This window comes from Dysgonomonas reticulitermitis (genome assembly GCF_054601275.1).
The window spans coordinates 88,290-113,121 of the sequence record NZ_BAAHWU010000002.1 but is presented as its reverse complement, the minus strand read 5'-3'; the positions used below and the strand labels follow the sequence as shown (position 1 = coordinate 113,121).

Here is a 24,832-nt window from a genome sequence, read left to right as displayed (position 1 = left end):
GTTGCATTTTATATAAAAATATCTGAAATAAATATAATAAAATTTAAAATAGAAAAATGTATCTAAAGAGATCCATAAAAACCTTATATATTTGTATTGTTCAGGTAGATTATAATGCTATATATTATAATAAAGTAGTATTTATGAAGAACATCTCTATCCTAATTTTAATTGTTATTTCTCTGTTGTTTCTCACAGTATCACTGTATGGACAGCGCTTTCGTTTTGCTCTTGTTACAGATTTGCATGTAACGAAAGATTCGTTGGCTTATAATGATTTGAAACGAACAGTAGAACAAATTAATAATACGTCAGATATCAGTTTTGTGCTGGTGACCGGAGATATAACAGAGGAAGGGGACAGGGAATCGTTGTATAAAGCTAAAAGCTTACTGGATAAACTGAAAGTAAAATATTATATTATTTCGGGAAATCATGAAACCAAGTGGAGTGAATCAGGTTCTACTGATTTTGGACACATTTTCGGATCGGAAAGATTCAAATTTCAATATAATGGTTATACATTTTTAGGGTTTGCTACAGGTCCCATTATCCGCATGATGGATGGGCATGTCGCTCCTCAAGATGTAGCATGGCTCGAAAAAGAATTTTCTTCTGCCAAGCCTGATGAACCTTTTATCTTAGTTACTCATTATCCGCTACAAGATGGAGATGTGGATAACTGGTACGAGGTAACGGATGTAGCTCGTAAGTATAATGTAAAAGTTGTGCTCGGTGGGCATTACCATAGCAATAAACTATTGTCATATGATGGAATACCCGGGATATTGAACCGGTCGAATCTTCGCGATAAAGCTGATAACTTAGGCGGATATTCTATTTACGATATAACCGGTGATTCTATAATAGTATATGAGCAAAAAATAGGGCAGGAAATCCGAAAATGGGGTAGCTATTCTTTAAAAAAGGAATATTATACAGCGGACAATAGCCTGTATAAACGTCCGTCTGATACTGTTAATCAAATATATCCGCAAGTCCATAGAAAATGGATGGCTGAAATCGGTCGTACGATATACTCATCTCCAGTACTTTATGAGAAAAATATTTATGTAGGTGACGATGCGGGTTTTTTGACTTGTCTCTCTCTAAAAGACGGAAGAAAAATATGGGATTTTAAAAGCGGTAATCGGATTGTCGGTACCCCTGCTGCTAATAATGGTATTATAGTCTTTGGCTCCGCAGATAAAAATATATATGGATTGGATGCGTCATCAGGTAAACTAGTCTGGAAATATCCGGCTAAAGAAGCTGTTTTAGGGGCTGTGACTATTGATAATAATATTGCATATATAGGTGCAGGCGATCATACAATGAGAGCTTTGGATATAAAGACCGGTAAATTAGTGTGGGAATATAGCAATGTTAAAGGTTATATTGAAACACGCCCTCTTATTTATCAGAGTAAATTAATTTTTGGAGCATGGGATACAAACATGTATGCATTGGATATGCATACGGGACGATTGTTATGGACATGGAATAATGGTCTTCCCCGAATGCATTTTTCTCCTGCAGCTGTTTGGCCTGTGGCAGCTTACGGAAAAGTATTTTTTTCAGCTCCGGACAGGGTGCTTACCGCAGTAAACGCAGAGACAGGAAAAACGGTATGGCGTACAAATGAATCTACGGTTCGCGAGACGATCGGTTTATCGGCCGATGGTACTCGTATATATAGCAAAACAATGCAAGACAGTGTAGTTTGCTATTCAGCGATAGTTGACGAACCTAAAAAAATATGGTCTGTAAATGTTTCCTATGGCTATGATCATGCTCCATCAATGCCCGTGGAAAAAGATAATGTAGTTTTCGGCAGTACGAAGAACGGATTGATTTTCGCTTTGGATGCTAAAAATGGAACTGTTCTGTGGAAATATAAAATTGGGAATTCACTTATTAATACTGTAGTTCCACTTAGTGGAAAGGAATGTTTATTTACCTCAAGCGAAGGGATTGTAGGTATTATTTCCAACAAAAAATAATTGTCCCTAATTAATTGTACTCAAATTAAAACCAAATATTATTGTAAAACATAAATTGAAGCGCTTATGGTAATACTTTAAAAAAGCAAACAGGAATCTTTGAATCTATCTTTAAATCTTTTACATGTTTTTTATACCTATAATAATGAATTTGATTCAAAATTTATGTTTAAGGGATTACAAAAATAATGAGGAATTAAATACACTCGTATTTTATTTTGGATTCTTTTATTCTTGGAAATCTTAATTTTAACAATCGTTGACTGTCTATAAATAGGTTTCTTTTCATTATTTGCCAATTGATTCATTTAGTAGGAGAAGTATCAAATTAATAAACAAAGTATTATGAATAACTCAAAACAAGGCAAAAACAAGCTGCTAAAAAAAATTCTCTGTTTGTTAGCTGTTGGAATTGTATATTCCTTCACAAATAGCTATGCAACGGATCTAAAAGTGCATTCGGATGGGCAGTCAGAACAACAACAAGCAAGAATTACGGTTAAAGGGACGGTTACAGACACTGGCGGAGAGCCTCTGGTTGGAGTAAGTGTTGCCGTTAAAGGAACAACTCAAGGGGTTTTAACAGATGTTAATGGAAGTTACTCCATAACTACTACTTCAGGAGTAACCCTCGTATTCTCTTATCTGGGGTATACATCGCAATCGAAAGTAGTCGGAGCCCAAACTATTATAGATATAACCTTAGTAGAATCGGCTCAGACTATGGACGAAGTCGTAGTTACGGCTCTTGGCATCAAGAAAGAAAGGAAGGCATTGGGTTATGCTGTTTCCGATCTGGATTCGAAAGAGATATTGAAAAATAAGAATCCGAATGTCATCAATTCCCTGGCAGGTAAAGTGCCGGGTGTAAACATTACGCAGAACAGCGGTGCAGCAGGTGCAGGAGCAACTATCGTTATTCGCGGCGGAAATTCCACTTCGGAAGGGCGTGCCAACGAACCTTTGTTTGTGATCGATGGCGTGATTTACGACAACTCCACGCAGGTGATTGGTAACAGTGCAACCGACGGTATGACGCGTAACGCCACTACCTATTCCAATCGCGTGATGGATATTAATCCTGAGGACATCGAAAATTTGTCTGTTTTGAAAGGCGCGGCAGCGGCAGCGCTTTACGGATCGCGTGCGGCAGACGGTGCTATCATCATTACGACAAAGAAGGGTGCAGAAGGAGCTGTGAAAGTAGACTTTTCCAGTAAAATGAACACTTCATGGGTAACAAAACTGCCCGAAGTTCAAAAAGAGTTTGGACGTGGATATTATGAAAATAACGGTGTTTTCAGTGACATGACCTATCAGTCATGGGGAGAAAAGTTAGGAGTGGGCACTCAGTTGTACGACAATATCGGCAATTTTTTTCAGAGTGGAGTCGTTTATGATAATAATGTAAGCCTAGCCGGAGGTTCTAAAAACGGATCATTCTTCTTGTCAGCGTCCAATTACAATCAAGATGGTGTCGTACGACAGACAGCATATGACAAGACTACAATCCGTTTCAACGGGGAGCAGAAATATGGGCATCTGACGGTGGGCGCTAATGTGGCCTACTCTATTTCAAATACGGATAAAACGTTGACTTCTAGTGGTTTGTGGGATGGCGGCGGTAACGGAACCATGAACGCTATTTACAGCTGGCCCTTGACAGAAGACATATCGAAATATGTGAACGAGGACGGCTCAAAATACCGCCTGTTTGACGGACAGTGGGATTTGGCATCCGACAAGGAAAACCCATACTGGATTATCAATAAAAACAAGATGTCCGATAAGACAAAGCGTTTTACCGGCGCATTGAGTGCTTTGTTTAAGATTACAGACTGGTGGGACGTATCGGCGCGCTTAGGTTACGACCAGTACACCACGGACGCCTATTCCTATATTGCTCCGGGTAGCGTTGTGAAAGAAATGTATCAAAACGGACGTTTGAGTAAGAGCGATTACGGCTATACATACATTTCTACTAACGTGATGAGTAATTTTCATAAGACTTTCGGGGATGTAGACTTGAACCTGATGCTGGGTACTACGTCCGAAGATACGGAACGCCTGAGTCAGACGCATTGGGGATATAACTTTATCACCGCAGGTACAACCAGTTTTTCCAATATATCCAAGGAGAACCGGTTTTTTACGGATGCTACAAGCCGTAACCGGCTAGTTGGTATATACGGCGAATTACGTGCGTCTTACAAAAATATTCTTTACTTGACTGTAACAGGGCGCAATGACTGGTCTTCAACGCTTCCTTTGCAAAACCGTTCTTATTTTTACCCGTCTGTCAGCGCATCGGTTGTATTTACCGAACTATTACCGAAAAACGATATTCTTACGTTCGGTAAGATTCGTGCCAGTGAAGCCGGCGCGGGTAAGAGTGCTCCAGCTTATGCTACGCAGACTTATCTTGTCAGTCCTTTCACTTACGGTTCTTATACCGGCGTGGGTAATCAATATACAAGTGGTAACGCCTTCCTTGTGCCCGAACTGCAAACGGCATGGGAAGTGGGTACGGAATTGAAATTTCTCAACGGTCGGCTGGGACTGGATTGGACATATTATCACAGCCAGACTAAAAACCAGATTGCATCTCCACGTCTGTCCAATGCTAACGGATATATTATGTCTAGTATCAACTCAGGTTCTGTAATCAATGAGGGTATGGAAATAGCCCTCACCGCCAAGCCTATTCGGACAAAAGATATTGAATGGAACGTTACGCTTAATACATCTTACAACCGAGGCCGTTTAGGTACTTTCCTCGAAGGTGTAGGCAGTTTTATCCTACCGATGCACAGTTCGGTACCATCAAAGCCGCGTCTGTTCCTAACGGCGGTTATTTTCTTGGTATGGTCGGTACACGCTACGCTTATGAAACGAAGGAAGTAATCGAAACTGTAAATGGCAAAGAAGAGAAAAAACAAGTGGAAGTAGAGGGTGGACGCTATCAGGTAGATCCGACAACTGGCCTGTACAAGGTATCAGCTGAAACTGCAACGGTTGTAGGTAACCGCGAGCCGAAATTTATCGGCGGGTTGAACAATACGATCAGCTACAAGAACCTGACACTGTCCTTCCTGCTTGACTTCCGCCTGGGCGGGGACGTATATAACGGTACTGAATATTATCTGGCTTCCAATGGTTTGAGTAAGCTGACAACGGCTAACGGACGCGAATACGTTAACGTAAAAGGCGTTGACAGCAAGACTGGCGATGATGTTGACCTGACTTATTATGCCGATCAGAACTATACCATCAATGGTACGTCTTATTCGGGCAAAGCCATGATACAGAAATACTGGTCTAATTATCTGTCGAACTCTTATAACTTCATCACTTCTGTAAACTGGTTGAAACTGCGTTCGTTGTCTGTCAGCTATGATTTTACCGACCTGATCAAAAAACAGAACATTATCAAGAGATTGTCCGTAACGGTTATTGGCACCAACTTGCTGACCTTGACCAATTACAAAGGTATGGATCCGGAAGTAAGCACGGCTGGTGGTACGGGCGGTTCAGGAGCTACGGGCATTGACTACTGTAGTGTACCTTCCACATCCAGTTTCTCTTTGGGAGTGAATCTAACATTCTAAGTAAAAACAGATAAAATAGAAGATTATGAAGAAAATTAAATATATGGTCGTATTGGGTTGTATACTTATGTTGGGTATGATTTCCTGCAACGATTGGCTTGACGTCAATACCGATCCTGACAACCCGAACAATGAAACAGCGCTTTTAGCCAACAGGCTGCCGTGGATACAGAAGTTCTATCAGTACTCTGCGGGAGTTACCAATATGCGTACTTCCTGCCAGTCTGGAGTTTACTACAGCAACAGCGCCAACAATACTTATTTGGCTGTGACGTGGGCATGTCAGCCTGGTTCTACTACTACATCTTATCAGACATGGTTCGTTGCTGCGGCAGCTAATTTGAACGACATGTACAATACGGCTCAGAAGCAAGGCGCCTATCACTATATGGCTGCTGCTGACGTAATGCACGCACTGGGCTTCATGGAAATGCTTGACCTGTATGGTGAAATTCCATATACCGAAGCATTGGGCGCTTCCGTAAGCCCCGCTTATGATGACGGTAAGACAGTCTTTGAGGGTTGTATTGCCAAGCTGGACGAAGCAATTGAACTTTTCGGCAAAGCTCAGGAATCCGGAGCTGAACAGTTTTCGGCTGGCGATATGTGGAACGGCGGCAATGTGAATAAATGGTTGAAACTTAGCTACGGCTTGAAAGCTCGTTATCTGCTGAAGCTGTCCAAGAAAGCGGAATTTAGCCCGGACGCCCTTTTGGATTGTCTGTCTAAAGCCCCTCAATCCAACGCCGACAATACGGTGGCTGTTTGCTATAACAAGAAGGATGATGTGACCGATTACCTATTTGGCGACCCTATTATGACAAACGGTAATTTCGACTATGTGGCATGGGGTTCAAACCAACGCATCTCTAAATATTATTATGACTTGCTGACCAATATGCGTGGTTCTGGTGTGGAAGACCCGCGTATGAGCAAAATTGTTCCGGCCATGATGGTTAATATGAAATTGAGTACTGATGGCAAGGTTATGTCTTATGAATGGTTACGTTCCAAAGGGGTTGATTTTTACGGCCCGTCTGAGCGTTTGTTAAAGGGAGGCGCTACTTCTATCGCTCTTTATACATATGCAGATAAAGATACAGATGTGAAATATAGTTTTGCAGGCGCTCTACCTGCCGATCGTACGGCTTTTATTAATGGGCTGAATGCCGGAAACTATAATTATACAGCCGATGCTGATGCTATAACCGTTACCTATCCGAAGGGATCGCATTTTATAAACAATGGAAATTACATATTAGCAGGCGATACTGTATATGTAAATCTGCGTCAGTACTCTACACTGACAGGCGGCTCTGACGAGATGGATATGAATTGGTATGCCTCAACTTCCGGAAAAAGTGCCGGAGCCGTGGCTTCCACAGGCTCATTTCAGATCCGTCCAAACTCGGATCAGGAAATCCTAACTTACCACGAAATGTGCTTCATCAAGGCAGAGGTTTACATGAGAAAAGGAGAAAAGGCAAATGCGCTTACCGCATACAAGGACGGTATCAAGGCTCACATGGACATGATGCAGACTAAACTGACAGAATGGCAATCGGCGGGTTACGACAATCCGGACATGATGCCGATGGATATAAGCAAGATGTCTTCGTATCTGGCCAGTGCTGCTGTATGCCAAGATGCAGGCAGCCTGACAATGGCCGACATCATGTTACAAAAATATGTAGCTATGGGTTGTAGTCTTGAAAACTGGAACGATATGCGCCGTTTCAATTACAGTGCGGGCAATATTGGTAGTTTCGGCATGGTTTATCCGGGTTATGGACGTAGCCCGCTGTTTGCAGGTCAAGCAGAGATAACAGGTACTACGCCGACCGATCCTACTTACTGGATGCGTCGTTGGAGGATGCCTAACGCACTTGAGTTACAGTACAATACGGTAAATGCTATGGCTGCTAACAAGCATGCCATGGATTTGAATATCTGGTGTTACCCTGTTTGGTGGGATTGTGCTACAGATGACGAGTATAACAATTATATTAAGTGATATAAAAGGATTGTAATGAGCGAAAAGGAGCTATTTAAAAGCGCAGCTCCTTTTCTTCTCTTTTAATATAAAACTGGTTAAATGAAGCATATAATATCATTACTCATTTTGTTAATCGCAGGATGCAACCTATATGCGCAACTGTCGGTAGTAAGCCCTCAGAAAGCCGGGTTGGACAAGCAAAAACTAGCTTATGTTGATGCTGTTGTTCAACAGTCTATCCAGAAGGGAGAAATTCCTGGGGCTGTACTGGCTGTAGTACGTCACAAGAAAATCGCCTATTTGAAAGCTTATGGAAACAAACAGGTGTATCCTGATACTATCGCAATGACTACCAATACGGTGTTTGATCTTGCTTCGGTAAGCAAATCCGTATCAACGGCTATATCTACAATGATATTACTGGAAAGGGGACAGATCAGATTGAGAGACAATGTATCATTGTATATTCCCGGTTTTCAACCATGGACAGATCCTGATTCGGGAAGAAAAAAGAATATCAGGATCATAGATCTGCTTACTCATACATCGGGTCTTCCTCCTTATGCTTCGGTGGAAGAGTTAAAGAAAGAATATACAATGCCTAATCCGGATGGATTAATCACACATATATCGAAAGTGAAACGTAACAATGAACCCTCTACGGTATTCGACTATAGTTGTTTAAATTTTATAACTCTACAACGCATTATCGAAACAGTATCGGGAATGAGTTTACAAAATTTTGCCAAACAAAATATATTTATTCCTTTAGGCATGCGTCATACAGACTATAATCCTACCGGAGAAACATTGGATTGGGTGGCGCCTACTCAGAAACAAGCTGATGGTTCTGTGCTAAAAGGAAAGGTACATGATCCTTTGGCCGGTATAGTCAATGGAGGAGTTTCGGGCAATGCGGGGGTATTTTCCAATGCCGAAGATCTGGCTGTATTAACAGCCATGTTACTCAACAATGGAGAGGTAAAAGGTGTACGAATTTTAAGCCCTTTAACAGTGAAGACCCTTAGGAGTGTACCTCGCGGATTTGAAAAATTTGGCCGGGCTTTAGGTTGGGATGTATATTCCGGATATGCCAATGACGGAGATATTTTTGACGTTTCGGCTTATGGTCATACAGGTTATACAGGTACATCAATTACTATCGATCCTGAGAGTGATACAGCTGTCATATTGCTTACAAATCGTGTCCATCCCGAAGACAAAGGTGCTGTATCACGCTTGCGTGAAGTGGTTGCCAATGTGGTTGCTGCATCTATAACGGACATGAAATTCTGAAAGAAACAATATTGATCATAACCCCAAAGGTTGGTAGTCATGTTTGATTATCAACCTTTGCCATTTTAAAAAGCCTTGAGGCTTTTGATACACCCGCCCTCATTATATATGAAAAATGATTAAAAAATGTTCGTAAATATAAAAATGTATTTGTATGTTTTTATATTATGTCTGTGTTTCTGTATTTTATAATTATTTCACAAACTATTAAAATTAAAATATTGAAAATATATATAATAAAATACAAAATAAGGAAATATATCTAAAAAGATCGATAAAAACCTTATATATTTACATCGACCAATGATAGTATGCTATTCTATTTTATATGATTGTTTACACCATGAAAAGCATTTCTGTCTATATTTTACAGTCATTCCTTAATTTCTTTTGATTGGATCTATATGTATTATCCTGATATATGTTGGTCTTTGTAATAGGTGATGACGGAAGGAGGGTGCTGGAAGTTAAAATTTTATTAGTTGTAATGATATGAAAAAATTAAATTTCTGCTTGATTTTGCTAATGTTATTTTTTGCATCTGTTTCTGCCCAGTCCAATAAAAGGTTTATACGTGGCGTATGGATTGCAACTGTTGCTAATATAGACTGGCCTTCGCAAAAGGGTCTCCCTTCAGAAGATCAAAAACAGGAGATGATAAACTTGTTGGACAATGTGAAGGCGTATAACATGAATACTGTTATCTTTCAAATAAGACCGACTGCAGATGCCTTCTATAAGTCCAAATTCGAGCCTTATAGCCATTGGTTGACAGGAGTACAAGGCCAAGACCCGGGTTATGATCCGTTGCGATTTACTATTGACGAATGTCATAAACGAGGGCTGAATATACATGTGTGGCTCAATCCATATCGTATAAATAATGACACTGTGGGCTATAACACATATGCAAAAGATCATATTATGAATAAACATCCGGAATGGGTAATAAATTATGGTAAAGCTAAATATTTCAATCCGGGTTTGGATGAAGTCCGCGAATTTACATGCAATGTTGTAAAAGATATTGTAAGTAACTACGATATAGATGCAATACATATGGATGATTATTTTTATCCTTACAAAATTGCCGGACAAGAATTTCCTGATTCTATGACATTTGCAAAATATCCACGTGGATTTAAAAACAAAGAAGATTGGCGCAGGAATAATGTCAATTTGATAATAAAAGAAATAAACGAAACAATAAAATCTGCCAAGCCTTGGGTCGAATTTGGAATTTCTCCATTTGCTATTTGGCGTAATAAAACAGAAGACCCCCGCGGATCAGATACGAAAGCAATGACCAATTACGATGGTCTGTATGCCGATATTTTATTATGGCAGGAAAAAGGATGGATTGACTATGTACTACCTCAGTTATACTTTAATATAGGATACCAAATTGCAGACTATGCTATCCTGGCCGATTGGTGGTCAAAATATAATTATGGAGCGAATGTATATGCAGGCCTGGCTCCATATAGAATTTCTAAGGATGCCAAACAAAAAGAGTGGCATAACTCAAAGGAGCTTATCCGTCAGATAAAAAGAAATATGTCAGACCCTAATATTAAGGGAGAAATATATTTCAGTGCCAAATCTTTGTTTAACAAACCTGAAGTAAAATTAGAAAAGCAGTTGAGTAAAAAAGAATATAAATACCTGAGCATCTCACCCGAAAACAATAGAATTAAACGCATTGAACCTGAAAATCCGCAAGATGCATCAATTCAAATGATTGATGATCAAAATATTTCTTTAAAATGGCAGCGTGGCAAAAATGCCAAACGTTTTGTTATTTACAAATTTAAAAGGAATAAACCGGTAAATAAAGATAATCCCGAGAGCATTATTGCTGTAACCGGCTTAACAGAATTAGCAATACCATGCAAAAACAAGAAAGATTTAGAAAAATACAGATACGGAATAACTAGTTTGAGTCCTTCTCATTCTGAGAGTTCTATCGTATTTTTCAATTAATAGGTTTTTGGAATGATAAAAGTCAATGTTTTAAAGCATTGTGCTGTTCAATTTAAAGTCTAAAAATATCGAACTAAATTATCGAAAATAATGAATATATATACAAAACTGATAGCTTATGGAAATATTCTAACATCAAATATTCTAACATCTTATTTTTTATTTTAAATGTGTTTTATTAGGTCTTTGTATGTAGATCAAGTTAATAATACTATGCCCCGTAAAATTACGATCTCAATATATAGACTGTAATATTTAATTAATAACAAACTATTATGGACAACTTAAAAGAAAGTAAAAGTTCAATGCTGAAAAAAGTTCTTTGTTTGTTGGTCATTGGGCTTATATGCATCTTTATAAATAGCTATGCAGCGGATGCCAAAGTACATTCTGACGGACTGTTGGAACAGCAACAAACAAGAATTACAGTTAAAGGAAAAGTTATAGATTCTAGCGGCGAGCCCTTGGTTGGGGTAAGCGTTGCCGTTAAAGGAACCACTCAAGGGGTTATGACAGATGTTGATGGTAGTTACTCCATTACAGCTACATCTGGAGCAACTCTCGTATTCTCCTATCTGGGGTATACATCGCAGTCGAAAGTAGTCGGAACTCAAACTACTATAAATATAACCTTAGTGGAAACAGCCCAGACTATGGAGGAAGTTGTAGTAGTGGGCTACGGTACCCAGAAAAAAGAAAACCTGACCGGTGCCGTAACTTCGGTTGATGTTGGCAAAACATTAACCAGTCGTCCTATTGCCGATGTCGGACGCGGATTGCAAGGTTCTGTACCCGGGCTATCGGTTGTTGTGGCCAGTGGGGAAGTTGGTTCAGACCCAATAATGAAAATACGTGGGGCTGTCGGTTCCATCAATGGGTCTTCGTCTCCGTTAATATTGGTGGACAACGTAGAAGTGCCGAGTATACAAATGATTAATCCGGACGATATAGAATCTATATCTGTGCTGAAAGATGCAGCTTCAACTTCTATTTACGGTTCCAAAGCTGCCTTCGGGGTTGTTTTGGTGACCATGAAGAAGGGCGCTAATACAGAATCTGTGACAGTTTCTTATTCAGGAAATTTTTCTTGGCAGAATAGGTCTAAACCATTGAATATGGCCACGATAGACGGACTTCAATACACATTGGACGCTTACAGAACCCGTAATCCTGAAAGTCCGGGCACAGCTGCTGTGGGAAATATGTGGAAAATGAACGAGGAAAGTTTAGAAAAAACAAGGTTATGGATCGAAAAATACGGAGGCAAGGTTAACCCTACCGATCCGGTTGTCTATGGCAGGGATTGGTATGTAGATGCCGCAGGTAATAAACTGGGAATCCGTGTATACGATGCTATTGACGCTCTGGTAGCCGATTGGACGCCTACGACGACTCACAATCTGTCTGTCACAGGCCGTAACGGTAAAACTTCGTACAATGTAGGGTTAGGGCTGCTTGACCAGTCAGGTATGACTAAAAATGCAAAATTCGATGATTTCAGACGATATAACGTATCAATAAAGCTCTCTACGGAAATTAACAAGTATCTTGTATTGAGAGCCGGCGCTATGTATTCCGACCGGATAAAACGTTTCCCTAGCGTAAATGGATATACCGCCGATCCATGGCTGTACGCTTATCGTTGGGGTAGCTTGATGCCTGTGGGAACGGTGGATCAATTCGGCAATCAGATGAGGAATCCGGCTTACGAATTGGCCGAATCGACCACATCGAGTGTGCGCAACATTTATTCGAATATTAACTTGGGGGCTACTGTTAATTTTACTAAAAACTGGAACCTCAACTTTGACTACACTTTCTGGACACAAGAGGATATCACCGAAAGGTCTTACTCTATTTTTACAGGAGGAGATACATGGTATGGTCCTATCGCCTGGACGGACGGAGTGGGTGACCGTGTTTATGTGAATGCAAACGGAGATGTGGTAGATCCATGGGACTACGACGCAATGCCGGCATACCGCTTTAACCAGATTTCATGGCCGGGAGATGGAACATCTGCTGCTGCTTATATAAACAGGAATTCACTTAGGACAAACAGCCATACATTCAATGTTTATACTACATATAACTTGAAGTTGAACGAAACGAACGCTCTTAAGTTTATGCTCGGTATGAACAGTGTTGCTTCCGATTACAAGAGCCACTATGGACAATTAACAGGATTATACAATTATGAGAATCCTCAATTCAGTTATGCGACTGGCACGCCAACTGTATCGGGTACTGCCGGATGGAGTTCGTTGTTGGGTTATTTCGGACGTGCCAATTATTCGTTTAGCGACAGATATTTGCTGGAAGCCAACCTGCGTTACGACGCCTCATCTAAATTCCCCAGCCGTTTATGGTGGAAGGCCTTTCCTGCTTTCTCGGCGGGGTGGGTAATATCCAACGAGGAATTCTTCAAACCTGTGGAGAATATTTTTTATTTCGCGAAGTTTAGGGCTTCATGGGGTAGTATAGGCGACCAGTCTGTCTCAAATAATCTGTATATACCATCCATGGGTGGTGTAAGCAAGACCACATGGCTGGGCTCTGATGGAACACAAACTTATACGTATGCTACGCCGGCCGCAGTGCAAAGAGATATCAAATGGCAACGTATAGAAAATTTGGATCTAGGTATCGATCTCCAGTTCTTGAAAGGCGACTTGGGCGTTACGTTCGACTGGTTCAGGCGCGACACGAAAGATATGATTATGGCGGGTGATGCTCTTCCGTTCACGTATGGAGCTTCCGCGCCTCAAGGTAACTATGGTAACCTGAGAACAAAGGGATGGGAAGTGTCTGTCAATTATAATCACCGGTTTAGCAATGGTATAGGTATCAGTGCGTTGGCTACTGTATGGGACAATGTTACCTATATAACAAAAGGTCCGGATTGGCAAACGCCATGGGAAGACAGGTCTATTGGTAGTACCTTTGCTACGGGCGCAAGATACGGAGACATTTGGGGATATGTAACGGATCGCTTGTATCAGGAAGAAGACTTTGTGCGCGGCGATGACGGTAAATTTAAGAAAGTGACTATTATACTTAACGGGACGCCTAAGCAATCATACATGCTGGCAGGACAGAATCCTGTTTACCAAACTTGGTTTGAAGACGGCATCGGTGTCGTGATATTCCGTCCGGGAGATGTCAAGTTTATGGATATAAACGGCGACGGATATATTACTCCGGGCAGGGGAACTTTCGGCGATCCGGGCGACCGCAAAGTGATCGGTAACTCTACTCCACGCTACGAATACGGGCTCAGGCTGGGAGCCGACTACAAAGGTTTCGACTTATCTGTTTTCTTGCAGGGCGTAGGCAAACGCGATATATGGGGTAGCGGACAATTGGCTATTCCGGGCTATCATGCGTCGGACGGCGCTATGCCGCAGGCTATCGCCGGGGATTACTGGCGGCAGGACAGGACAGATGCCTTTTATCCCCGTCCGTGGGATAACCAGGGTGAAAATACCAATTACAGTTTGCAGGTACAAACCCGTTATTTGTTGAATATGGCATACGCCAGAATCAAGAATATCACGGTTGGTTATTCGATCCCTCCTAAATTGTTGAAAAAAGCACTTATGTCGAAAGCTCGTTTTTATGTCTCACTGGAGAACTTCATTACTTTCGACAACCTGAGTGGATTACCTATTGATCCTGAGGCTATAAGCGGTTACTCCATGTTTAGTAACAGCTACAATCTGGGACGCACCGGCACAGGTACGCCTATGTTCAAATCTGCCTCTGTCGGGGTACAGTTAAGCTTCTAAAACAATAAATTCGAAAAATATGAAAACAATAAATATCAAAACGATAATAATGTTAATCGCCATGTCCGCGCTGTTTTTCTTTACGGCTTGCGAGGATGTGCTCGACCGTCCGCCGCTGTCGGAAGAAAATGATGATTCATTCTGGACTAGCGAATCTAAATTGAGGTTGTACGCCAATGGCTTTTATCCACGTTACTTCGTGGGTTATAACTCAGGCTGGGGGACCGAATACGCACCTCTTAACGGTTATGAGTTCAGCGACGATATGGTGGCTAACGGCGCTCAAACGGGTTTTGAACTGTCTGTGCCTAACGATAGGGGAAATAATACCTCTACGCTTACTACGATTCCTTGGTTGGCAAATTATAGTGGTCCAAATTGGAATTTCGCATGGCCGCGGCGCGCGAATATTATGATTGACCGCATCAATAACCGGATGGGCGGCGTACTGAACGAGGAGCAGAAGAACCACTGGCTGGGAATCGGCCGCTTTTTCAGAGCGATGGATTACGCCGGGTTGGTGCAGGTTTTCGGCGATGTGCCATATTACGACCACGAAGTGAACAATGTTGATCCTGCCGATATATACAAGCCTCGCACACCCCGTGATGAAGTGATGGATGCCGTGTATGACGATTTTGTTTTTGCTATGCAGAATGTAAGGTCGGACGATGGTGCCATGAATGTGAACAAATATGTAGTGGCTGGCTTTATAAGTCGCTTGGCTCTGTTTGAAGGCACATGGCAGAAATACCATAAAAATAACAACGAACGCGCAAAGAAATTTCTCAATCTTGCTGTAGAAGCGGCCAATTTGATCAAAGGCAATGGTAAATACGATGTTGTGACTGAATTCCGCAATCTGTTCAATTCCGAAGATCTGGCGGGAAATAAAGATGTTATATTTTATCGTCACTATGATCCGAATTATGGTATAACACATTGTGTGTCTTCTTATTGCAATTTGTCGGAAAATAGATATACTAACCCGAGCCTGTCATTAGTAAAGGCGTTTATCTGCAACGATGGATCTGATTGGCAGACATCAGCAACCGCCGCTAACAAGAATTTTGACATGAGCAACCTGATTGCGACCCGCGACCCGCGTTTCGAAGCGACATTCTTCCCAAGGGCTACTACACGGTCTCTTAGTTCTTGTATTTACACTGTTAAGTTTATCAGCCGGATAGGTGTTAGTTATGAAGGAAGTGGTTTACCGGCAGAATTTACAAGTACGAATAATAAAAATGATTATCCTGTCATACGTTACGCGGAAGTATTGTTAAATTGGATCGAAGCCAAAGCCGAGTTAGCTACATTGGGGGGAGACGCTGTTACACAGGGCGATATAGACATTTCCATCAATAAGATACGCAACCGTCCTATTGCGTCGGAAGCTGTGGCTTTAGGCGTTAAGAAAACGGCCGCTTTGAGTTTGGCCGGGCTTCCAAGCAGTCCCGATAAAGGCGACGTGCCTCAACTAATCTGGGAAATCCGTCGCGAAAGGCGTATGGAAATGGCTTTCGAATATTCGCGCTTATTGGACCTGAAACGTTGGAAAAAACTGGAATATATGGACCCTACGCTGAATCCTGACATTATCAGGGGAACATGGATTAATGCCAATTCCACTGCGTTGAATTCCCTGCTTAAGCCCGATATATTGGCTGTTACCGATATGAATGGGACAGTAATAGTGTATAATGGCTCTAACGCCGCTCAGATGATTGGATTCTATTCTCCTACCAATATAACGGGACGCCAGGCTTTCCTCGGTGTGCTGAATGTGAATCCTTATCTGGCTCCGGTAGGAAGAAACCAACGGATCGAATACCAGAAGAAAGGTTATGAGTTGGCTCAGACCGAAGGTTGGCCTAGTGACTTATAAGATATGGGTTATGTTTAAAATTAAAATAACGTGATTATGAAGAATTTAACAAAATATATAGGATTGCTGGTTGTCCCGTTTTGTTTGATGATAGCCTCTTGTGAAAAAGAGGACAAATATCTTGACAGCACAGCTGACGAAGTTGTGATATATGGTATTAAAATTATCAACGGAGGGCTTAGCGGCACAGAGACTATCGTGGGTACGGTGGACGAGAATACGAAGGAAATTACTTTTCCGGAAGTTCATGAGGAGAGCGATCTTTCGCATGTCAGGTTTGAAGCCGAACTACCCGAAGGCGCTTATTTAGATGAAAATGATTATAATTTTGTGATGGATGAAGGCGATACCCAGAAGAAACGCCTTATAGCTGTTGTCAATGGTTTGAGAAAACGTTATTACTTTGCTACTATAAGGCTTGACGTACCGGTATGGGGTGCAGATTTTGCTAAGAGTAAAGTCAAAGTTTACGACTATTCGGCTGCTACTCTCAATCTGGCAGATTATGCCGCCGGTAGTATCGATAAACCTATATATAACAACGATGCTTCTTATGGACGCCAATATGGATTAAGTTTGCAGAATGTTTTGGTTGTTAATAGGAATGCGTCAGGGCCGGGCTTAATTAGATTGTCTGACATCAAGCAAGGTAATATCGGCAACGTATCTGCTTTAAACGGATCGGATGTGGCGACTGAAGCATGGTATTCGAGCGGAGGATTGATAACGAACGGCCATGTGTACATAAGTAATGGTACTCCTTGGGGTAATACTTTGTATATCAGGGTTTGGGAAGAAAGTCATCCGGAAGCGGTGCCTTCGATAATTTCTTATGATTACCCGGTAGCGCCGAGGCGTTATGACGGCTTTTTGTCTGCCAATATCAATGCCGAAGGAAACGGTTATCTTTTTATATCGGGCAATACCAATGTCCCTGTATCCGAAAAATTAATCAGATTTGCGGTTTCCGGATTTTCAACTAAAACAGATGTTGCTTTGTTCCCAGGCACAGAACCGCTTACCGGAACTTGGGCGGCTATTAACCATGTACCGGGAACAGACGACGAATATATTTATAGCGGATGGAACAGCAATAGCGCTCCAGCCAGATTAGTAGGTTCGAACGGAAGCGTTCAGTATGCTATTCCTACAGATAAGATCGGTGCGACTAAAGGAGATGCGAAAGTTGTTGTTTTCAACCAAGAGCGTTATCTGATTGTGATGGATGCTGCGGGAACTTTCTATGTATATGATATTACGAAGGGCGCTACAACACAGGCTGCGCTCGAATTAATGAATGTGGCTGATCCTTTGTTCTCATATTCATTGGGCGCGGCTGTTGCACCAGGAAACACTTCGATGACCACAGCATGGGTTGCCGATGGAAATGATACTTTGTATCTGCTGGCAGGCGGTGTACAAACTGGATTTGCAGTGTTTGAAGTTTCTAAAAAAGTGAAAGCGAATCAGTAAATAATAGAGACGTAAACAGTTTTTCCCTTTGTTTCATGACGAAGGGAAACTGTTACGAAAACCGTGCTCTATTTTACATATAAACTAATTTAAACATATGTATTTATGAGAAAAAGAATAAATATAATAAGCTTATTGCTTGTCTCGTTGGCCATGATAATGGCTTCGTGCAAGGATAGCGATGATCCGGTATCGGAAGAAACAGTGATTTATAAAATCGGTATCGCGAATGCTGGTCCTTGGGGCGATTTACATGTTGAGGGAATAATCGATGAAAAAGGAAAAAGCATTACTTTTGCAGAATTACCGGCTGGAACAGACCCTACTTGTATTCGTTTCGCCAAAAAGCTTTCCGATGGGGCTCAGCTGGATCAAAAGGAATATGATTTTTCATCGGCTACCTATCCGGTTTCTAAAACTATTACCGTGATTAATGGTTCGAGTACACAGGATTATGTGGTTATTCTCAGCTTTGAACCTGCTCCGGAACGGAGGATCTACTCTATCAATATCAATGCCGGTTTTGCAGGCGACGTACAGATTACAGGAATAATTGATGAAGAAAACAAAACAATTTCCTTCCCTGTGTTGCCAGCGGGGACTAATCCTGCAACCATCAGTTTTGACGCGGAGCTGTCCGAAGGGGCAATGCTGGATGCATTGACATATAATTTTACGTCGGAAACATGGCCTGTAACCCGTGATGTTACAGTAATCAGTGGAGTATTCACTACGGTATATTGGGTTACCATCGAAGGTATCGAAGAAGACGTAATACCTGCGACGGAAGGCGGCGCCGATTTCAGTAAAATCAAAGTTTACGACTATTCGGCTGCTACTCCTACTCTAAGTGACTTTGGGACAGGAAGCATTGACAGCCCGACTTATAGCGCAGCGAACACCGATGGCCGCCAATATAGTTTAAGCTTGAATAATGTGCTGGTTGTTAATCGACCTGACAAAGGACCGGTTCTACTTAGTATTGCAAACCTGAAAAATGGAACGCTTACACCTACCGCTTTGACAGATTATAATACCAATCCTAGTGATCCTCTCAGCGCGTCATATGCCGCTAATGGAGGCGTTTTGATTAATGGGCATATATATACTTGTAATTTACTTGCGTGGGGAACCGCCGGATTAATTTTCAGGGTTTGGAATGAAACCACTCCTACGGTTACACCTACGACTATCACTGTGAATACTACTGATATACAAGGATTTTCAGGTCGTTACGATGGCTTTGTGTCGGCTGACATCGATGCGTCGGGAAATGGATATTTATTTACGCATAGTAATAATAATGGAACAACAGGAGTGGCTAGAGTAGCTGTTTCAGGATTCACCACAAAAACTTCTGCTGCTCTCATATCATCTGTCACTCCGCATCCGGGCACATGGTCGACCTTGAATCGTGTAGGCGGAGCAAGTAATGAATATATCTATACCGGGCATGAGGGAGCGATCAATCTGACAAATGCCAATGCGGAAATATTGTACACTGTACCTGTAAGCGTTATTGCTACCGATCAGGGTGTCGATGCCAAAGTCTTTAACTTCAACGATGCGCGTTACTTGATTACTATGAGTGCTACCAGTGCCGGTGGAGATACATTCTTCAGAGTATACGATATTACGCAGGGCGCCACTGTGACAGGGTCTACGCAAGACGCTCTTCAGGCATTGACGGCTGAAAATATAAACGAGAAAAAGGTATTTGAATATAACCTGAAAGGAGCCGCTGGACAAGATAAGTCTATCAGCACTGCATGGATTGCAGACAGTGATAGGCTGTATCTATTGAGTGGCGCTGTGGGAGCTGGTTTTGCGCTGTTTGAAATACCTAAGAAACAACCTTAAAATAAAGTTTTACTTCCAATCCCTGTTTACAGGATAGGGATTGGAAGTGTTTAAAAAAAAGAAAGATGAAACAAAGCCTGAAATATTTATTATATGTATTAATATTGGCATTTGCCGTATCCTGCGGTAGCGATCCTGAATTGGAGCTTCCTGATCCTGGACCGGAACCCCCGCCGCCTACTGCGGAAATCGAGCTCGCAGTCAAGGAAATGCGAGCTGCATGGATTGCGACTGTCTGGAGTTTGGATTGGCCTCAGAACATACATGGGGTTGCCGGACAGAAAAAAAAGTATACAGACTTGTTGGAAACGTTGGCGGCGGCAAAACTGAATGCCGTGTTTGTTCAGATAAGACCGACAGCAGATGCATTTTATAATTCGCAGTATGAGCCTTGGAGCCGATGGATTACCGGTACGGCCGGACAGGACCCAGGCTATGATGTACTTGCTTTCATGATAGAAGAAACACATAAACGGGGATTGGAGTTTCACGCATGGATGAATCCTTACCGCATAACTACAAGAACTGATAAATCGGTTTCGTTTCCGGCTTTGGATTCTAAAATTCCTGCCAATTTGATAAAAGACTATGATAAGATACGCATCTATAATCCTGCTTTGCCAGCGGTTCATCAACGCATAGCGGACATAGTGAAGGATATGATTACCAAGTATGATGTGGATGGTATCCATTTCGACGACTATTTTTATCCTGACCCGGGGGATTATGCATCCACAGGGTTGAACGATGCTACGGAATATACTCAATACGGCACCGGTTATAGTTCAGTGGCGGCGTTTCGGCGGGGCAATGTGGATAAGATGGTGCAAAAGATTTATGAAACAATAGTCCAGTACAAACCCGGAGTCGCTTTTACCATTAGTCCGGCAGGATCGCCTTCTTATAACGACGAGCTTTATGCCGATACTAAAAAATGGTGCCAGCAGGGATGGGTAGACGCGATCATTCCCCAATTGTATTCTGCTACGGGATCAGCCTCTTCATCAACTACTTTTACCTATCGTGTAGGATGGTGGGATCAAAATTCTTACAACGCTATTCCGATGGTCGGGTACGCCTTGAATAAATTCGGCGATGGCGAGTCAACCGGTTTCCAAACTACCGTGGAATTGGTGAAGCAGTTTGCTGAAGCGCGGTTTTATTCCAAGATAAAAGGAAGTGTTTGGTACAGCGCGAAATATTTCGATGAAAATAAAATGGGAATTGTAAATGTGATTAAACAGCAGTTATATCCCCGCCCTGCCATTATTCCGTTTCTTGGCCGTAAAACTGTGGCGGAATCGGCTCCTGTCAGCAACGTTTCTATATCGGATGGTAAACTGACATGGAATGCCGCGTCTGGGTTGAGGACGATAATCTACAAAGTAGAAAACAAGAAAGGGCTGGTAGTTGCCATAACGTCGGATCGGGAATATACGCTTACCGAAAAAGGCGATTATTGCTTGACTACTCTAAATGAGGATAATGTGGAAAGCACGGTGCAAAAAATTACGTATCAGTAAGATAGTCGCTCGTGGCTATAAATTTAGATAACCTATAACGCAGATTCCTTCATCCCCGTATGGGGGATGAGAGTCTGAGACTTTTTTATGAAAAAAATTATTTTTATTTTATTTACAATATCTGTGCTATTTTCCGGTTGTGAAAAAGATGAAACACCTTGGGAAAATGAACAGGAACAAGAGCCGGAGGATGAACCTGTGAAACAGGTTGCAATCGCCTATGTCACATGGTATGGTACCGCCATTCCCGATCCGGCTTATATTACCCACTTGAATTATGCTTTCGCCGAACCTTATTTGAGGAACGGTGTTTATGAAGGATTTAAATTACAGGGCAACAGGGCGCGTTTTCAACAAATGGTTGATCTGAAAAAAATAAATTCCAATCTAAAAGTATGTATCTCTTTTACTAATACATTAGAAAATTCGGATAATCCGAGAGGCGGTGGTTTTTCACTGTTGGCCAAATCCGATGCGTACAGAAAAATTTTTGCCGAAGATTGCAAAGAATTTCTTGAAGAGTGGGGCATCGACGGTGTTGATTTGGATTGGGAATTTCCCGGGCTTTCATGGAGCAGTAACCATGCCAGCCCTTATGACGTGGCGGCGGATGTGGCAAATCACGTGAAACTGATGCGGCAACTGCGCGAAACTTTGGAAGATCGATACTTGCTTACGTATGCCGGCTATTGCCGCGATAAGGAAGCCGTGGCGGGAGGTTACCGTTATATCGATATAAAGGCGGTTGCCCCTTATGTGGATTTTGTGAACGTCATGACATACGATTTGGACGAAGCTCCACACCACCAGTCGGCTCTTAGCGATCCTTCTGCTTATTCGGATTGTACCCGTGCCATACAGGTTTATCGTAACGCTGGAATGCCGGCAAGTAAATTGGTTTTAGGCATTCCGTTTTATGGAAGACATTCCTTCTCAACGGCTCCTACGGCAATTAATTATAAAAATATTCTTACGCTTGATCCGGCCGTCTATAAGATAGATAACTGGGACAGCGCGGCTTCTGTTCCGTATGTAACAAAAGACGGCGTGTATTATTGCGGGTATGACAATGCAAGAAGTATTACTATCAAAGGTTCATGGGTAAAAAGTAGGGGTATGAAAGGCATGATGTACTGGGATTACGACGGCGACGACAGCAGGGGGACACTCCGCAATGCCGTCTGGAATGCAGTGAAGGGCAATAATTAAAAAAACACGAATTATTAAAGTATTAAGGGTGATTTCAATCCTCCAATTCTTAATATAATATCATATCTTTAAACAATCATATATTATGGCAGTCATAGGAATCGATTTAGGGGGAACAAAAATCACAGGAGCAGTTTTTGACAATAATGGAAACATGCTTCACAAAGTATCGTCTTTGCTTGAACATAAACAGGGAAGCGAAGTAGGTATCTTGGTAAAGAGCACAATCGATAACCTTGTAGCTCTTCATAGTATAACAGATATACAATCTGTGGGGATCTGTGTGCCCGGCATTGCCAATAGTAAAACGGGTAAAATATGGGCTCCGAATATTAAAGGATGGGATGACTATCCGTTACAAGAAGAAATAAGGAATCATATAAATAATCCATCTATTAAAGTCGATATAGCTAGTGATAGGACTTGCTATATACTGGGTGAGACCTGGAAAGGCGCTGCTGTAGGATGTAGTAATGCTCTTTTTATAGCTGTGGGAACAGGTATTGGAATAGGTATTTTAGTTGATGGGAAAATTCTTCATGGACACGGCGATATAGTTGGTGCTGCCGGTTGGCTGGCACTGGAAACTCCATATCTGGATGAGTACGAGATGTGTGGCTGTTTTGAAAGTCAAGCATCGGGAAATGGTATTGCATGGCAGGCCAAAAAAATAATAAAAGGAGATACTCTTTTCAAAGAGAGTATACTTTATAACAAAGATATTGAAACAATTATAGCACAAGATATATTTGCCGCATATGGACAAAAAGACCCATTAGCTAAATTTGTTCTTGGCAAAGCAATAAGAATGTGGGGAATGGCAGCAGCAAACTTGGTGAGTTTGCTAAACCCTGAAAAAATTATATGGGGTGGGGGTGTTTTTGGCCCTGCATCACAGTTTATAGACAATATATATGAGGAGGCATGTAAATGGGCTCAACCGGTAAGTATTGGTCAGGTCCGTTTTGAACAGTCTCATTTATCTGGTGACGCAGGACTTTATGGCGCAGGTTATCTGGCTATTCTTTCACTTAAATGAGTAAGTATATGTATAATAAAAACCTTGTCTACATCGCATCCTGTATAGGGATGGCATTTTTTGGAATAGCTTTTATTGTAATGGGGTCGGTACTACCTTCTCTGACTGAAAAATATAGCCTCGATACTGTAGGTGCTTCATCTCTAGTGACATTTCTTCCGGTTGGTGTATTACTCGGATCACTTATCTTTGGCCCGGTAGTAGACCGGTTCGGATATAAAATATTGCTTATTGTCAGTACTTTCATAACTATATTAGGCATAGAAGGATTATCTCTCTCTGACGATCTGTCAATATTGCGGGGTTGCATTTTCTTTATCGGACTGGGTGGAGGCATGCTCAACGGATCAACAAATGCCCTTGCCTCAGATGTTTCAGATGATCATAATCGTAGCTCCAGACTCAGTATATTAGGGGTTTCGTATGGGGTGGGAGCTTTGATTATCCCTTTTCTGCTTGGTGTACTTTCGAAAGATTATTCTTACGAAATAATCCTTCAGTGGACAGGGATTTTCATGCTCTTATGTGTAGCGTATTTTGTAGCGGTCAGATTTCCTGAACCGAAATTTAAACAAGGTTTTCCGGTAAAACAAGCTGCCTCTTTATTAAAGCAGCCTGTACTGTTGATCCTTAGTTTTTTTCTGTTTTTCCAAAGTGGAATGGAAGGCCTGTTTAATAATTGGACAACAAGTTATTTAAAAGCTACAACATCCATCGAAGAAGGAGATATTGTATTAACTCTGACATTTTTTGTGTTAGGGATGACATTGGCCCGTTTATTTTTAAGCTATGTTTTTAAGAAAGTAAAGCAAATTCATGTCCTTTCTGGAGCAATGACAATATCTTTGGTAGGAATAGCTTTATTAAACTGGTCAACAACATTTCCGGTGGTCACATTAGGCTTATTCTTAATTGGCTTTGGTTTATCAGCAGGCTTTCCTGTCGCAATCGGACTTATAGGCTCTGCATACAAAGAAACGTCAGGTACTGCAATCGGTATAGCTCTTTTTATAGCATTAGGTGGAAACTCTATTCTGAATTATGCTATGGGATATATATCCGGAACGTTCGATATAAATTCATTTCCTGTATTCCTTGCTATATTGTTAGCAATACAGTTTATTATCGTATTTACAAATCCAAAAATTATTAATAATAAAAATTAA

14 protein-coding genes are annotated in these 24,832 nt (G+C 41.5%); all 14 read left to right on the top strand.

The window, feature by feature from the left end:
- Positions 1–143 precede the first annotated feature (143 nt).
- The 14 genes from ACYPZI_RS01550 to ACYPZI_RS01485 all read left to right on the top strand — a co-directional run bounded on the left by ACYPZI_RS01550 (position 144) and on the right by ACYPZI_RS01485 (position 24,832).
- A complete protein-coding gene (locus ACYPZI_RS01550) occupies positions 144–2,003 on the top strand; it encodes an outer membrane protein assembly factor BamB family protein (RefSeq protein WP_459597932.1) in 1,860 nt (619 codons plus the stop codon).
- A gap of 345 nt (positions 2,004–2,348) precedes the next feature.
- The gene (locus ACYPZI_RS01545) at positions 2,349–4,907 is read left to right on the top strand and encodes a SusC/RagA family TonB-linked outer membrane protein (protein WP_459597930.1); all 2,559 of its coding nucleotides are present in this window, start codon (positions 2,349–2,351) and stop codon (positions 4,905–4,907) included.
- Positions 4,868–5,611, top strand: a complete 744-nt coding sequence (locus tag ACYPZI_RS01540) for a hypothetical protein (protein WP_459597928.1) — start codon at positions 4,868–4,870, stop codon at positions 5,609–5,611. Before ACYPZI_RS01545 ends, ACYPZI_RS01540 begins: the two co-directional genes overlap by 40 nt.
- Positions 5,612–5,636: 25 nt before the next feature.
- Positions 5,637–7,625: a SusD/RagB family nutrient-binding outer membrane lipoprotein gene (locus ACYPZI_RS01535; protein ID WP_459597926.1), complete on the top strand. Its 1,989-nt coding sequence runs from the start codon at positions 5,637–5,639 to the stop codon at positions 7,623–7,625.
- Between the two features lie 81 nt (positions 7,626–7,706).
- Complete coding sequence (locus ACYPZI_RS01530; RefSeq protein WP_459597924.1) at positions 7,707–8,903, top strand: serine hydrolase domain-containing protein; 1,197 nt, start codon at positions 7,707–7,709, stop codon at positions 8,901–8,903.
- 492 nt (positions 8,904–9,395) lie between these two features.
- Complete coding sequence (locus ACYPZI_RS01525) at positions 9,396–10,886, top strand: glycoside hydrolase family 10 protein (protein WP_459597922.1); 1,491 nt, start codon at positions 9,396–9,398, stop codon at positions 10,884–10,886.
- 275 nt (positions 10,887–11,161) lie between these two features.
- Positions 11,162–14,674 carry a SusC/RagA family TonB-linked outer membrane protein gene (locus ACYPZI_RS01520; protein ID WP_459597920.1) on the top strand — a complete coding sequence of 1,171 codons (3,513 nt, stop codon included), beginning with the start codon at positions 11,162–11,164 and terminating at the stop codon, positions 14,672–14,674.
- Positions 14,675–14,693: 19 nt separating this feature from the next.
- Positions 14,694–16,562 (top strand): RagB/SusD family nutrient uptake outer membrane protein, encoded by a 1,869-nt coding sequence (locus ACYPZI_RS01515; protein ID WP_459597918.1) that lies wholly within the window; start codon positions 14,694–14,696, stop codon positions 16,560–16,562.
- 36 nt (positions 16,563–16,598) lie between these two features.
- Complete coding sequence (locus tag ACYPZI_RS01510) at positions 16,599–18,035, top strand: DUF4623 domain-containing protein (RefSeq protein WP_459597916.1); 1,437 nt, start codon at positions 16,599–16,601, stop codon at positions 18,033–18,035.
- A 105-nt stretch (positions 18,036–18,140) separates the two neighbouring features.
- Positions 18,141–19,895, top strand: coding sequence for a DUF4623 domain-containing protein (locus tag ACYPZI_RS01505; RefSeq protein ID WP_459597914.1), 1,755 nt, complete (start codon positions 18,141–18,143; stop codon positions 19,893–19,895).
- Between the two features lie 65 nt (positions 19,896–19,960).
- On the top strand, positions 19,961–21,418 hold the full coding sequence (locus tag ACYPZI_RS01500) for a glycoside hydrolase family 10 protein (RefSeq protein ID WP_459597912.1): 1,458 nt from the start codon (positions 19,961–19,963) through the stop codon (positions 21,416–21,418).
- Between the two features lie 87 nt (positions 21,419–21,505).
- Positions 21,506–22,627, top strand: a complete 1,122-nt coding sequence (locus tag ACYPZI_RS01495; protein WP_459597910.1) for a glycoside hydrolase family 18 protein — start codon at positions 21,506–21,508, stop codon at positions 22,625–22,627.
- 85 nt (positions 22,628–22,712) lie between these two features.
- Positions 22,713–23,666, top strand: coding sequence for an ROK family protein (locus tag ACYPZI_RS01490; protein WP_459597909.1), 954 nt, complete (start codon positions 22,713–22,715; stop codon positions 23,664–23,666).
- Positions 23,667–23,674: 8 nt separating this feature from the next.
- Complete coding sequence (locus ACYPZI_RS01485) at positions 23,675–24,832, top strand: MFS transporter (protein WP_459597907.1); 1,158 nt, start codon at positions 23,675–23,677, stop codon at positions 24,830–24,832.

What these genes read in the sequence shown, in the direction of transcription:
- ACYPZI_RS01490 (WP_459597909.1), top strand. Translation starts at nt 22,713, where the DNA reads ATGGCAGTCATAGGAATCGATTTAGGGGGAACAAAAATCACAGGAGCA.
- ACYPZI_RS01535 (WP_459597926.1), top strand. Translation starts at nt 5,637, where the DNA reads ATGAAGAAAATTAAATATATGGTCGTATTGGGTTGTATACTTATGTTG.
- ACYPZI_RS01525 (WP_459597922.1), top strand. Translation starts at nt 9,396, where the DNA reads ATGAAAAAATTAAATTTCTGCTTGATTTTGCTAATGTTATTTTTTGCA.
- ACYPZI_RS01495 (WP_459597910.1), top strand. Translation starts at nt 21,506, where the DNA reads ATGAAAAAAATTATTTTTATTTTATTTACAATATCTGTGCTATTTTCC.
- ACYPZI_RS01545 (WP_459597930.1), top strand. Translation starts at nt 2,349, where the DNA reads ATGAATAACTCAAAACAAGGCAAAAACAAGCTGCTAAAAAAAATTCTC.
- ACYPZI_RS01485 (WP_459597907.1), top strand. Translation starts at nt 23,675, where the DNA reads ATGTATAATAAAAACCTTGTCTACATCGCATCCTGTATAGGGATGGCA.
- ACYPZI_RS01540 (WP_459597928.1), top strand. Translation starts at nt 4,868, where the DNA reads ATGGTCGGTACACGCTACGCTTATGAAACGAAGGAAGTAATCGAAACT.
- ACYPZI_RS01530 (WP_459597924.1), top strand. Translation starts at nt 7,707, where the DNA reads ATGAAGCATATAATATCATTACTCATTTTGTTAATCGCAGGATGCAAC.
- ACYPZI_RS01510 (WP_459597916.1), top strand. Translation starts at nt 16,599, where the DNA reads ATGAAGAATTTAACAAAATATATAGGATTGCTGGTTGTCCCGTTTTGT.
- ACYPZI_RS01505 (WP_459597914.1), top strand. Translation starts at nt 18,141, where the DNA reads ATGAGAAAAAGAATAAATATAATAAGCTTATTGCTTGTCTCGTTGGCC.
- ACYPZI_RS01500 (WP_459597912.1), top strand. Translation starts at nt 19,961, where the DNA reads ATGAAACAAAGCCTGAAATATTTATTATATGTATTAATATTGGCATTT.
- ACYPZI_RS01550 (WP_459597932.1), top strand. Translation starts at nt 144, where the DNA reads ATGAAGAACATCTCTATCCTAATTTTAATTGTTATTTCTCTGTTGTTT.
- ACYPZI_RS01520 (WP_459597920.1), top strand. Translation starts at nt 11,162, where the DNA reads ATGGACAACTTAAAAGAAAGTAAAAGTTCAATGCTGAAAAAAGTTCTT.
- ACYPZI_RS01515 (WP_459597918.1), top strand. Translation starts at nt 14,694, where the DNA reads ATGAAAACAATAAATATCAAAACGATAATAATGTTAATCGCCATGTCC.